Below are 11,355 nucleotides of genomic sequence, written 5' to 3' on the forward strand. Positions count from 1 at the left end.
TTCACCAATCGTTCTTTAACTTGGCCAAAATCCCAGCTTCGAGCCGACGGGGCCTCTTTGAAGCGCGCGACGAACTCGCGCCCGATCCTGATAGCATCTTCCCGTTATACCTCGCGAGAAGATCGAAACGGTCCCGATGACCAAGTCCGCGATCATCGCGCTGCTCAAAATCGGCGTGGAGGCGATCATCAGCAACTATGAAGTCATCGAGGAGGTGGCGCGGGCTAGACTGCAGGAGGGGGATTGTTTGGGCGCCGCCGGCATAATTGTTCGGCATAAGCCAAGCCTGGTGATCAAAACCGTTGACCAAGACGTCTTCTTATCTATGTTGACGCTAACAACTAACCCAGCATCCTGAGAGACATGGGCTCCGGGAGGTTGGGAGAAAAAGCCGGCGCAAGCCGGTTTTTTTATCTCCGCCCGCGCTGTACGCCTAAGCGCGATCGATCATCCACCTTTCCCGTAGAACCGAAACAAAAGCCGTAAGGCCCTGGCGCTCCGAAGCGTCCCAGAAATCACCGGGCGACGGCAATGATCTGCGAAGATTACGTCGAGCACGGGCTACACTGTCGATCAGTGCGTCGGGAAACCGCCTGTGAAGCTCGCTGAGAAAAGCATCCGGCGTCATGCAGCCCACGCCGTAAGGTCCGAGGCTTTGCGCCGGAAAGTCCTTCACGTTCCAACTGACGATGAGCGCAGCCTTGCCTGCAATGGCGGCAGCCAGGACATGTCGATCATCGGGATCGGGCAGCTCAAGCTCAGGAATGAGCGATTGATAACCGCGAACATCAGCTTCCGGCAAAACTTGCTTCATCCGGTCACGCGTGACCTGGAGCCGATCCACCGTGACGCCAGGAGCGTTTGCAGCAAGATTGCGTATCCACTCGGCATGGATGTCGTCGCTCCAGCGCGCGTCGAAAAGGCCGTCGAAAGCGGTTTGGACAAGAACGTTGCGAAGATGGAACGGATAAAGGACGCAGGCATCAAGGACCGCGACAAGCGGTTTAGAGGCCATGGGTATCGATCAGATCCTCTGTATCATCTGCGAGCGCATCAAGAGCGCTCTGACGGAGGTCCAGTTTGGACTTAAGCGCCAGGACGTCCTTCAACGATGCGCGGCGGTGCTTGCCGACATAGCGGAAGGGGAGATCGCCGCAGTCCATACGCAACACGACAAGCGGCCGGGAAATCCCCAGAATCTCCGAGGCCTCGGTTGGGCTCAATTCCTGATCCTCGGTAAGGAGTGCGACGCTTTCGCCACTCGACAGCCGATCGATCAACGCCTCGATGGCATCGGCTGCCGCCGGCGGCAACTGCAATGTTTGATCATTACCATCGCGGCGTCGAACATGCAGCTCAACGCGATCCCCGGCGGCCAGTTTCGGCAGGTTCGCGACTTTCTTGCGATCCCGGTCCGACAGACCGATAAATTTGACGACGTGGCTGGCCATGGCTCAATCTCCTATGCTGCGAATATAGAGGCCACAGCGCCTAACTGCAATAACTGAAACTCTGTGGTCTAGAATCGGAGGCATTCAGCAATCTGGTCTCCGACTTTTCCGGGCGGGAAGGGGAGTTGCGAGGGGTGGGGCTTTGGGGCACCCCTCGCAGCTGTGTCCGCGCCGCTTGGATAGCGGCAAGGAACAGCCACCTGGCCAGAACTTGCACGGCAGGGGAGAGGAGGCGCCGCCGATGTCGGCGACGCCGAGGGGGCAAAGCTCAGGCCTTGAGCGCGGCCATCCGTTCGCCAAGAAGCCACAAAGCCTTGTTCAGCTTGATATCCTGATCGATACCGTTGACAGCGCGCGACTTCACACGGCGCGGTCTGCCGAGGTCATCACGGCCAACACCACGCAAGCCGCCTTTGAGGGAATTCTCCTGCACGACGTTCCAGGTTGTCCAGAGATCGTCGACGCGGTCATCATGGCGGCGGGGAACAAGCAACTGCTCGGCCTTGATCGGCGTCTTCGTGTCGCCGTCGGTGTCGCCAAAGCGAAGAACGTGGGCAGCATCCGCCAGAATATTGGCTTCCTCGCGATTGAGCCGAAGGGTCGACCAGTCCTGCGGCGCGGCAAGGGTGCGTTCGGCCTCGCCAAGAACGCGATACCTCCCTTCGATTACCTTGTGTTGGACATCGCCGGAATGGCGAACCTTGATGGCGTCGATGGTGCCGGTTTGCGTGACCAACGAATTGAGGCATCGGACACGAAAGAGACCGGCCATCAGCTCGTAGGCGCTCGTGCCATCATTGGCATTCTTGAGCAGGATCTCGCACACGGTATCGCCGACATGATAAACCTTGCCGTCGTCGATGCGGCGCAGGCGAATGAGATGCTTGGTAAAATCTGCCTTGCCCTCCGTGCGGCTGCGCGACTGCTTGGCACCGACGGGCATGAAACCTTCGTTCATCAGCCCGCGCAAAACCTCGATCGTCGGGATCGGCTGAAACCGCTCCGACCTGCTCTCATGGGCGGTCATGGCAAAGATCGACGGTGCAACCTGGCGATTTCGGCTTCGGTCAGGGCGCGGCCGGTGTCGAAGCGGGCGGTCTCGGTGTAGATGCTCATGGTCTGTCTCCTTGTTTCCCGTTCCCGAAGGGGAGCCCTGTCGGGCGAAGCCTTCCCGGTCTGACCGGGGAATGGCCTCTGACATTCCCCGGGACAGAGGGGAGGGCGAAAGCCCGCCCCACGGCGGCAAACGGGACTGTCAAGTGGCGTGGCGCGGAAGACGGGGCATCTTCACGGGTCCGGCCAAAGGACGGACTGGCGCGGAAGATGAACCGGCTTCACGGGCCGCTTGACCAGCCCGGGGGGACGATGTCATGGGGCGGATACAAACGATGTGGCCCATCGGGTCTCAATGCCGGATGCGTGTCATCCGAGCGAACCGCCGCCAGACACGCTGGCGGCTCACGATAGACGCGCCCGAAGGGCTCAGCTGCCCTTCTTCGCCACCAGATTGAACAGCTGCGCGATCACGTCGGTCGTATAGACTTGTTCGCCGTCGCGTTCGTAGCTGGAATTGGAAATCCGCGACTCGATATAGACGAGATCGCCAGGCCCAACATTCTCCTCGATCCACTTGGCCTGCTTCTTGTCGAGCACGGTGACCTGCACCCAATCTGTCGCGGTTCTCTTTTCTCCTTCAGCCTGCCACTCGCGGTTCGTGGCGACGTTTACTTTCAGGACATTTGTGAGCTCGACGAGGTTTCCGACGTGCCCGAGAAGCGTGTGGCGGTTGACAGATCGCATCGATTTAAACCTTCCTTAACCGTTCAAAACCATCTATCTGTGCAGTTCGAACCAATGCCGCTCAGTTTGACCAGAGGTATCGTTCTTGATGTCAAAGAAGTAAGGCTCTGACCTGAGCGGTCGGGATATGGAGACCGTTTGCATGCAGCTGCGCTGTCGATCAGAGTGATAAAGTCCGTGCGTCTTGCCCTGGCACATATTCACTGTCCTTACGCAGAGGTTCTCGTCTCTGCCGAAGCCATCCCGACCCGAGCTACTTCCCACCCGATACCCTTCCGGGCACGCAGCATAGCGTTCGAAGCCGGGGGAGCCAGTGCCTGCTTCGGGGCAGGTTGGCCAATCGAAGCCGGGCTTCTTCATCGCGGAGATCAATCGCATCATCGGCGGATGGCAGGAGGGGACCCCCCGCCAGGAGGGGTTCGACGACGCGGCGCACAGCAGAACTTCGCAGCCCCATTCGCTCGCCGTTGCCGGAGCGGCAGATATGGTGGCCGAAACAAACAATCCAGCGACGACGTTGATCCGCATAAGCTTCACAAACATGGGTACCCCTTCCTCACCTGAAACGATCTCCAGTTAAATATATTTAATCACATGGCGACGAGCAAGCGTAAGAAAGCTGATACCGACCTCGGCACGATGATCCTGCGAAACATGGCGATGGTCATGGAGCGCGAGCAGGTAAAGCGCGGCCTGAACAAAAAGGAGATGGCGCATCTGTGCGAGATTACTTCGCCCTACTATCTGCAGATCCTCGATGGTTCGGCGAACCCATCGCTGCAGGTGATCACGCGGATCAGCACCAACTTGAAAGTCCCGCTGCAGGAGCTGCTGATGGGGCAAAAGACCCCGCCGCAGGAGTAAAGGCTGCAGGCGGCAGCCACGCCTTGCACGTTTAGAAAACTATATTTAATAATGCGCTGCCAGCGGAAGGGAGCGCAAACAGACGATGACCATCAGACAGAGCTTGCGGCACACCCTGAGCGCCGTCCTGGTCGCCGCGGCGGCATCGGCGGGTGCCGCGGAAAACCCGATGTGGCGAACAGCATTGGTGTGGTCGTGCCAGTATGAAATGGCCATTCAATGTGAACGCTCGCGCGATTGCGCGCCGGTCACGGTCAAAGGCACCATCGAGCTGGACTACGGCGAAAACCGCGTCGTCGAAGAGACCGGCACCAGCCACGCAATCAAGCGCCACTACGTGCAGACAATTGCCGGCAGCCCGATTGCCAGCGAAGTGAAGGTCGAGCTCATCAACAATCAGGTGTTATGGCTGTCGCCGGCCGACGATGCGGGTATATTTTCGGACAATTGGGTCGGCGCAATCCTGTCGCCCAAAGCCGGCCTTGTCATTCAGGAGCTGCGGCCGCTCGCGTGCAAGCCTGCCCGAACCGGCAAGCGTCCCGATTGAACTTCAGCACGAAAGTTGGCAAGCGGCCACAGGCGTCCAACATTATGGGGCTAAAGAGGTATCGACCGGTAAACCGACCTGGCAGGTCTGCGGGAACGTCAAGATCGACGCCGGCTCGCCGTCACTCATAACAATGGCGTCTCGCTAGCGATGCCGCCAACCCCCACGTACCGCTGGTTCGCAGCAGAGAGAGGGCACATGAAAATGAACCAGGATATTCGACTGATGCTCGAGACGGAGATTCCGGACTTTGTCATCGACGTTGTTACCACCGGTTGCGACATATGCGCCATCGGGGACGACTCTTACGTAATCGGCGATGCTGACTTACCAGATGAAGAGTATGAAGCTGCGGTCCCGCACCTTGTTCACATTGACCAGACGTATGACGATCGTGATCCACTGCTGCGGGAAATTGCGGCGTACCTACGTTCAATTGGCCGATATGTCGATCCCGGCCTAAACCCTCAACACTGGCGGACAAAAGCATCGACGTCCGTCCGAACGAAGCGCGAGTGACCTTACTCCCGAGGCGCGTCGCCTCTTGAACATGCAATCCACAGTTCTCATTTGGGGGGCCGGCGATGTCAAGAATTGCGCAAAAACCGTTATTGTGGCATGTTGAGGTCCAGGTAATCGGAGGTGTGTCATGAACGTTTCCATTGGTGACCGCTGGGAAGCCTTTGTTTCGAACATCGTCAAGGATGGCCGCTACGGTTCCGCCAGCGAAGTCGTCCGCGAAGGGCTGCGCCTCGTCGAAGAACGCGAACAGAAGCTGAGGGCTCTGACAAGCCTGCTCAACAAATCGATCGCCGATGGCGGGGAAGCCTCGGAAGCAGATATCGATGCCGCGCTGGAGGCCAAGGCTGCCCAGTTGACCAAGGAAGGCTTCTAAACGTGCCGCAGCTTCATATGCTGCCTTCGGCCCTTACTGACCTGGTCAATATTCTCGAGTACACCACGCGACAGAGCGGTAGCTTGATCGTGGGCCGCCGTTTTGTCGGGGAACTTCGGCAAAAATGCCGGACACTGGCCGACCTATGTTGACGACCTCGAACCGTTCGTCGACATAGCGGAAAAAGATGACCTCAATCGGCCGGCCCGCCAGCCCATCGAGGTTGAGCGCGCGTAGTGCCTCGGTGGCGCCGCGGGCGACCGCGTCCGACAGGAAGCCGAGAAGCCGGCTTCCGGCGCCACGCGCCGAGCCCATCCTCGCCGCCGCCGTCCGAGCGCCGCCGGCAGATGAACCCACATAATGGGAGACGGCGCGGCCCAGGCTCCGGCGGTCGTCGCCTCCGGAACCGGCAAAGCGCGAGAAATTGTTGCGCGCGGCAGAAAACCGCGTCGGATCGGCGATGGGTGGAACGGGAGGTCTAACCGGGGATGCCGGCGGAGCATCGGGCGGAGCGCCGTCAGCGGGGAGACCACCATCTGGTGACGCTCCCCCATCGGGTGGCGCGCCGTTGGGGGCAGCCGGCGGCGCACCATCATCGTCGAGCCAGCTTGGGACGAGGGGGGTACCGCCGCTCTGACCGCCGAACGCGCTCGAGGTGCCCATCAGCGAGCTCCCTGGCGGGTGCGCAGCACGCCGTTGGCGGCGGCCCTCAGCATGGGGCCGCCCTCCTTGCCCCATGTTTGTAGCAGGCGATCGAAGCGCTGGACGGTCTCGCCGTCCTTGATCACGCCTTCCCAGCCTCCGCAGACCCATGGACCGAGCCGGTCGCGAGGCAGCGCGTCGAGAAAATCGACGAGTTGACCTTGGAGGGTCGGATGGGCCTTGATCAGTACCGCCAGACCTGCAGCGCCAGCAGGCTCCGTGTCGAATGCGTCAGCGCCAACGATGCGACCACGCACCGCTTCGAAGACTTGCGCTGCTTCCGGCGGCGCGAGCCGCTTGAGATCGGCCTCGAGAGCTTGGACGGCGAACTTGCCTCCGAAGAGTTGCTCGACGACAGCCGCGAGGTGACCGAGAACGGATGCTGCGCCGAAATAATCTTTTCTGTCCTTCGCCACGAACAGGTATGGGCGCAGATCCTCGCCGCCGATCATGGTCGGCACCATCGCCCAGGCCTTGATCGCGGGCGACGAGAGCCATTCGCCGAGTTGCGCACTCTCCGTCGTCGTCACCACCTCTAATTTGGGCGTTGGCTTCGCACCGTCGCCTTCCTTGACCCTCGATTTCGGCGGCTTCGCCTTCAGCTTATCGTCCGCCTTCGCCGTGGCAGCAGCTTCCAGGGAGGCCAGATCGGTGCATTTTCCATCGGGCGCCACCGCCGCGGCGGCGGCGATCTGATCGAACAGCCGAGGGATGAAACGTTCGGCAAGCATCAGCTTCGCCAGGACCGGAAGTTTCACATCATCGCCGAACCCGGGTGCCTCGGCGGTGCGCTGACGCAGCACCAGGGTATTGAGGAAGCGTTTGATCTGTCGCGGATTGCCTTTGGTACCGCTGGCCAGGATCGGCCCGATCTGATCACTGAGGGCCAAGGCGTTATTTGCCCGCGAGGCCTTTGTGCCAAGGGCGGTCCTGACGGATGCCGAGTCCAGCGCCCCCGAGGTCCATGGCCGTTTGAGGCGTTCCCGTGCAACACCGATTAAGGTGTTGAACGCGGGATCCTCTTCGCCGAGCTCGGCGCCCACGAGCAGCAGGGTCACATAGATGCGAGTTTCGGTGTCCCCCAGAGCCGGAATCCGAAACGGGACCTGAATCAGCTTCTCAAGGTAATTGCGCGCATAGGTTTGGGGCCCTGTCGTATCCGGCAGGTCCGGAAAATGCTTACGCACGGCGTATTCGATCATAGCTTCGTCGGCGGCGACGACAAACGCGGTCCGCGATGTGAAGACGAAGAGCCGGACCGCCTCGAGAGTTTCGATGGCGGTATCCGGGAGACAGCGGTCGAGGTCATCGATGAGCACGACGAGCTGTTCGACACCTGCCTTCTCCAGGAGGTCGTCGAAGGCTTTCCGAAAAGCATTTATCTCTTCGGGAACGTTCGCACTTTCCCCGTCCTTTTCTTTCAGCAGGCCCTTCACGCCATCAATCGCTGACTGAACATTGTCCTTGGTGGCGAGCTTTGCGGGATCAGCGAGGAAGCCCTCCAAAGTGCCCACGATCGCGGTGATCTGATCGGGAGTGGGGATGCCCGTGAAGGCGGTAGGCCGCCCGCCTTTTTGGCAACTTTGAGCCAGTCGATGCGTCGGAAGACGTCCTTTACAGCGTCTCCCGCCCTCGTCAGCGCAGGTCGCTCCTCGATCAGCCCCGTGACGATGCCCTCGATCAGCGCGATCTTGGCGTCTTCGAAACCCTGGAAGCGCCATCCGTTGAATTTGAGGCAGAGGACCTTGGATTCCTTTTCGAAGCCGGCTTCGATCATCTCGAGGACGCTGGACTTGCCGGCGCCCCAATCGCCGTGCACGCCGATCGTCACCGGTTGATCTGGCCGGTCCCGCAGGAGCTTGATGATCGTCGTCGCGATCGCCTCGTTGTTAAGGAGATCGACCTTGGTTTCGTTATCAGTCAGGATCATCGGCTCCCCCCGTTTTGATCGAAAAGCTCCCGCGCTGGGATGAAGGGGCGACCCGTTTCAGCAGCCCTGCGCACTTTGCGTTCGAGCACCGCCTTAATCGGGATCTGACGATCGAGTGCGTCATAGATGTCGCGGCCATCCATGCAGATGAGCCGCTTGCCCGAACCGAATGCCGCCAGGCCGTCGGTCGTAAAACCGTTGTAGCTCACGAAGAGACCGCGCGCCCAAGCGGCCTTCTGGTCGAGCTTACCGTGGAAGACATGGAGGTCGGCCACCCCCGCCGTCGGCTGTAAATTGCCTCAAGGAGGTAGGTTTCCTCGCCGAGCAGGAAACTGCCGTCGATCTGCTCGCCGGTGTTGCGGAAAGGCTCACGCGCTGTCAGGCCCGCCATATCGAAGCACCGCCTCAGGAAGGCCTCAAAGGCATAGCCTCGCTCATGGGCTCGCAGCGACTCGACACGCACGAGTTGGTCGCGCAACTCGGCGAGCAACCGCCAATCGAACGCCGGTCGCGGGGGCGCCTCATCGGCGTTTGTCGGCCGGCCATTCAGCCGGGCCAGAAGCCCAAGATATCGTCCCTCGGCATTGTGTATTGGATCCCGCTTGCCGGTGCGCGCCAGGTGTTCGGCACGATGCTCCCACAGGGCTTGGAGGGTTCGTGTCGCCGTGGCGTCGTCGACCTTCTGAAGGAAGCAGCGCAGCCGTTTGCCTTTCGAGCCGCCGTGCTCGGCATAGATCGGATCGTCGATGTCGACGTCCAGCTCAGATGCGAAGAATTCCGAGAAACTTAAATCCGAAAACTCCAGGACGTAACCGCGCCCTCGAACGAAGTCGACGAGGTCGTCGATCAGGCGCAGGTCGATGGATCGTAGTGAGCTAATGGCCTTTCCTCCCCGGCGGATCGCTTTGGACTATTTGTTCGTTGTTTCTTCGAGCGCCGCGATTGACGCAAGTATTTCGTCGAGCGATGGCGGGCGGTCGTCGAACATCATGGGCGCCATCGCCCTATAGTCGGCGCGGAGATCCTTCAATCGGTTCTCGTCCGGCATGAGCCGCAGCGTGCCGGGACGAGCGGTGTCGTAGCTGGCCCAGCCGGAACGGAAGAAGGTGGCTTTGTGCTTGGCGACCTGCGAGAGAAGCTCGAAATCGGCTGCTGCTGCTTTGCCTTCGTCCGTGGCCAGCAGCATGGCGAGATCATAATAGTGCCGCGAAAAAATATTGTGGCGTCGGAGAGGCGGCCGGGCGATGCGCCTCCGCATGCAATGCCGTCGCCTTCTCCCAGAAGGTGCGGCGGGCGGAGAGGACGACGACGGTGGTGTCGGGGTCCTCGAAGAAGCCAGGATAGTCGCCCGCCGCATAGGGCCGGATCACCCGTTTCTCTGTCGGCCAGGGGTCTCCGCGGGCGCCGAGTTCGAGCTTCACCCGTGGGGTGATGTACCCCATGCTCTCGTATTCGGCTGCGGCGAGCGCGGTGGGATAGTGGAAGTTCACCGTCTGCGCGTCAGCGGCGTCGATTTCCAGCGACCACCCGCCTTTGGTCGGCTCGCCGAGTTGCTCGACGACCGCTGACCGAAGAGCCGGAAGCAGCTTCTCGGCAATATGCTGCTCGACATCGCTCACAAGGGCTTCGATGAGTTTGTTCGCCTGTTTCTTGCTGATGCCTTCTTTTTCGGGGTCGCGGTTACCGGTGTAACCGAGATCCGCTCGGTCGAAAGAGAGATCTATATCTTCGGAAAACCGGCGGATGGCACCAAATGCCTTGGAGAGGGAGGTGCCACCTTTGAAGACGAGGGTTGCCGCATCCTTCCCATGCAGTCCGAATAGCCGCTTCAAGGTCCAGCAGACCCAGAAGTCCTTTTCGATGATCGTATTGGCGACTCCTCGGCCAGCGCCTGTTTCGCCAAACAGGGCCGCCCGATCTGCGGCTGGAAGTAGAGCGACCTTATCCATCGATCTCACCCGACGCTGCGTTGGCTATCGAAACGAGCGTCGGCCGCATCCAAGCAGGCGCTTGGACAGCAGTGGATGCGAGCGTCTTCTTGTCGCTGGCCGACAGACGACGCGCCGCGATCTGCGCAACGTCGCGGGCACGAACCGCCCCCACGTGACGGAGGGCCTGTACGACTGTGCCAGCAGCGCTGCCCGGAGCGATGAGATGCTTAGGCGAGGTGTGACGCAGATCGATCACGCGCTTTCCCAGGATGACACGGCGCGAAGGGCCGTCGGTCAGATAGACGCTCTTTGCCGGAACCTGAGTGGAAAGACCGAGCGCGTTAGCGGCACGCGCGCCGGCAATCTGTACATGAGATCCGGTCTCCCGCGCCAACGCCTGCGCGACATCGTCGGGAGCAGGCGACAGCGGACCAAGCTGCGGATGGACCTTGGGGAAGTCGTATAGGCCGCGCGCCAAGCGCCGGAGCTTGCCACCTTTGGCGAGACGGGAAAGCGCCTGGTCGACTGCCGCTCGTGCGGCGATGTCCAGGAAGTCACTGGGCGTGAAAACGCCACCGCGGCCGCCAGCGCGGGCGCGCCTCATGATCTTATCCGGGACCGATGTCGCAGCGTTGGTCATGCGTTAGAAAATAGTATATGTTTTTCTGACATTCAAGCTGCGGAAACTCGACGACGGGCATCTACTCTACCTGTTGCTGGCAGCACCCATTAGACCGGCTCGCTCGGCCTTAAACGCGACGTCATCGCGCCGAAGAACCTTTCGGACGCAGCAGCGAGCTGTTGCTCTTCACAACCCAAAACGTAGCCGGCCCGTGGAGCGGTCCGTCCGCGACACATCAGGAGCGTGAATCGGTCTGCCGTAAACGATTCATAAATGTCGTTGGACGATCGCCGCCAAACCTTCAATCCTGCACGCCATGGACTGTCAATATCATATCTATATCGAGCGAACCGATGTTTCCAAGAACATGGCGCGCTTTTATGCGCTGGAGATATCGAACTCCTTGTTTGGAGAAACATGCCTGACCAGGAGGTGGGGACGAATTGGCAGCCGCGGACAGAGCAAGACCCATCACTTCGCCGTGGAAGCGGACGCGGTCGAGCTCTTTCTCAAACTCACCCGGCAGAAAAGACAACGAGGATACCGGGCGAGGGCAGTGTAAGCGCCGTCTCCGCCCCATTGGATAGGCTGTATTTTGAGGCTGGCCGGGCGT

At 60.4% G+C, this 11,355-nt stretch carries 19 protein-coding genes; 7 read left to right on the plus strand and 12 right to left on the minus strand.

The features are described from left to right. Nucleotides 1-136 precede the first annotated feature (136 nt). Nucleotides 137-358 (plus strand): hypothetical protein, encoded by a 222-nt coding sequence (locus ILFOPFJJ_RS33980; RefSeq protein ID WP_173514777.1) that lies wholly within the window; start codon nt 137-139, stop codon nt 356-358. Nucleotides 359-433: 75 nt separating this feature from the next. Here ILFOPFJJ_RS33980 and ILFOPFJJ_RS33985 read toward each other — a convergent pair whose 3' ends face one another. The 5 genes from ILFOPFJJ_RS33985 to ILFOPFJJ_RS34005 form a co-directional block, all read right to left on the minus strand. After that, on the minus strand, nt 434-1,015 hold the full coding sequence (locus ILFOPFJJ_RS33985) for a VapC50 family PIN domain-containing toxin (RefSeq protein ID WP_173514778.1): 582 nt from the start codon (nt 1,013-1,015) through the stop codon (nt 434-436). Beyond that, entirely contained in the window at nt 1,005-1,451 is a 447-nt protein-coding gene (locus ILFOPFJJ_RS33990) for a MerR family transcriptional regulator (protein ID WP_173514779.1), read from the minus strand. Before ILFOPFJJ_RS33990 ends, ILFOPFJJ_RS33985 begins: the two co-directional genes overlap by 11 nt. Before the next feature lie 268 nt (nt 1,452-1,719). After that, nucleotides 1,720-2,478 (minus strand): DUF932 domain-containing protein, encoded by a 759-nt coding sequence (locus ILFOPFJJ_RS33995; RefSeq protein ID WP_246300016.1) that lies wholly within the window; start codon nt 2,476-2,478, stop codon nt 1,720-1,722. Nucleotides 2,479-2,933: 455 nt separating this feature from the next. Beyond that, nucleotides 2,934-3,251 (minus strand): single-stranded DNA-binding protein, encoded by a 318-nt coding sequence (locus ILFOPFJJ_RS34000; protein WP_173514780.1) that lies wholly within the window; start codon nt 3,249-3,251, stop codon nt 2,934-2,936. 33 nt (nt 3,252-3,284) lie between these two features. Then, nucleotides 3,285-3,794: a hypothetical protein gene (locus ILFOPFJJ_RS34005; protein ID WP_246300017.1), complete on the minus strand. Its 510-nt coding sequence runs from the start codon at nt 3,792-3,794 to the stop codon at nt 3,285-3,287. 51 nt (nt 3,795-3,845) lie between these two features. Here ILFOPFJJ_RS34005 and ILFOPFJJ_RS34010 point away from each other — a divergent pair, with 51 nt between their 5' ends. From ILFOPFJJ_RS34010 to ILFOPFJJ_RS34025, 4 genes are all read left to right on the plus strand, one after another. Continuing rightward, nucleotides 3,846-4,115: a helix-turn-helix domain-containing protein gene (locus ILFOPFJJ_RS34010; protein ID WP_026616805.1), complete on the plus strand. Its 270-nt coding sequence runs from the start codon at nt 3,846-3,848 to the stop codon at nt 4,113-4,115. 85 nt (nt 4,116-4,200) lie between these two features. After that, nucleotides 4,201-4,662 (plus strand): hypothetical protein, encoded by a 462-nt coding sequence (locus ILFOPFJJ_RS34015; RefSeq protein WP_173514781.1) that lies wholly within the window; start codon nt 4,201-4,203, stop codon nt 4,660-4,662. A gap of 198 nt (nt 4,663-4,860) precedes the next feature. Beyond that, complete coding sequence (locus tag ILFOPFJJ_RS34020) at nt 4,861-5,181, plus strand: Y4lK-related protein (RefSeq protein WP_312032790.1); 321 nt, start codon at nt 4,861-4,863, stop codon at nt 5,179-5,181. 130 nt (nt 5,182-5,311) lie between these two features. Then, the gene (locus ILFOPFJJ_RS34025) at nt 5,312-5,557 is read left to right on the plus strand and encodes a type II toxin-antitoxin system ParD family antitoxin (RefSeq protein WP_173514782.1); all 246 of its coding nucleotides are present in this window, start codon (nt 5,312-5,314) and stop codon (nt 5,555-5,557) included. Nucleotides 5,558-5,602: 45 nt separating this feature from the next. Here ILFOPFJJ_RS34025 and ILFOPFJJ_RS34030 read toward each other — a convergent pair whose 3' ends face one another. From ILFOPFJJ_RS34030 to ILFOPFJJ_RS35865, 4 genes are read right to left on the minus strand one after another with little or no spacing between them, the layout of a single operon-like run. Further along, nucleotides 5,603-6,220 (minus strand): Qat anti-phage system associated protein QatB, encoded by a 618-nt coding sequence (locus ILFOPFJJ_RS34030; protein WP_173514783.1) that lies wholly within the window; start codon nt 6,218-6,220, stop codon nt 5,603-5,605. After that, nucleotides 6,220-7,773 (minus strand): Qat anti-phage system ATPase QatA, encoded by a 1,554-nt coding sequence (qatA, locus tag ILFOPFJJ_RS34035; protein ID WP_312032791.1) that lies wholly within the window; start codon nt 7,771-7,773, stop codon nt 6,220-6,222. Before qatA ends, ILFOPFJJ_RS34030 begins: the two co-directional genes overlap by 1 nt. Continuing rightward, complete coding sequence (locus ILFOPFJJ_RS36140) at nt 7,692-8,189, minus strand: KAP family P-loop NTPase fold protein (protein WP_282438727.1); 498 nt, start codon at nt 8,187-8,189, stop codon at nt 7,692-7,694. The genes qatA and ILFOPFJJ_RS36140 overlap by 82 nt, the downstream gene beginning before the upstream one ends. Next, nucleotides 8,186-8,464 (minus strand): hypothetical protein, encoded by a 279-nt coding sequence (locus tag ILFOPFJJ_RS35865; RefSeq protein ID WP_246300019.1) that lies wholly within the window; start codon nt 8,462-8,464, stop codon nt 8,186-8,188. Before ILFOPFJJ_RS35865 ends, ILFOPFJJ_RS36140 begins: the two co-directional genes overlap by 4 nt. Nucleotides 8,465-8,625: 161 nt before the next feature. Here ILFOPFJJ_RS35865 and ILFOPFJJ_RS34845 point away from each other — a divergent pair, with 161 nt between their 5' ends. Next, nucleotides 8,626-8,979 (plus strand): hypothetical protein, encoded by a 354-nt coding sequence (locus ILFOPFJJ_RS34845; protein WP_210267714.1) that lies wholly within the window; start codon nt 8,626-8,628, stop codon nt 8,977-8,979. Nucleotides 8,980-9,099: 120 nt separating this feature from the next. Here ILFOPFJJ_RS34845 and ILFOPFJJ_RS36145 read toward each other — a convergent pair whose 3' ends face one another. Genes ILFOPFJJ_RS36145 through ILFOPFJJ_RS34050 form a run of 3 tightly spaced genes read right to left on the minus strand, consistent with a single transcriptional unit; the run spans nt 9,100 to nt 10,724 of the window. Continuing rightward, nucleotides 9,100-9,375, minus strand: coding sequence for a nucleotidyl transferase AbiEii/AbiGii toxin family protein (locus ILFOPFJJ_RS36145; RefSeq protein WP_282438728.1), 276 nt, complete (start codon nt 9,373-9,375; stop codon nt 9,100-9,102). A gap of 7 nt (nt 9,376-9,382) precedes the next feature. Next, on the minus strand, nt 9,383-10,138 hold the full coding sequence (locus tag ILFOPFJJ_RS34045) for a nucleotidyl transferase AbiEii/AbiGii toxin family protein (protein WP_282438729.1): 756 nt from the start codon (nt 10,136-10,138) through the stop codon (nt 9,383-9,385). Beyond that, nucleotides 10,131-10,724 (minus strand): DUF6088 family protein, encoded by a 594-nt coding sequence (locus tag ILFOPFJJ_RS34050; protein ID WP_173514784.1) that lies wholly within the window; start codon nt 10,722-10,724, stop codon nt 10,131-10,133. The genes ILFOPFJJ_RS34045 and ILFOPFJJ_RS34050 overlap by 8 nt, the downstream gene beginning before the upstream one ends. Before the next feature lie 334 nt (nt 10,725-11,058). Between ILFOPFJJ_RS34050 and ILFOPFJJ_RS34055 the strand changes: the two genes are divergently transcribed. After that, on the plus strand, nt 11,059-11,304 hold the full coding sequence (locus ILFOPFJJ_RS34055; protein ID WP_173514785.1) for a WGR domain-containing protein: 246 nt from the start codon (nt 11,059-11,061) through the stop codon (nt 11,302-11,304). Nucleotides 11,305-11,355: the final 51 nt, after the last annotated feature.

The sequence above is a fragment of the Sinorhizobium psoraleae genome, assembly GCF_013283645.1.
Taxonomy (GTDB): domain Bacteria; phylum Pseudomonadota; class Alphaproteobacteria; order Rhizobiales; family Rhizobiaceae; genus Sinorhizobium; species Sinorhizobium psoraleae.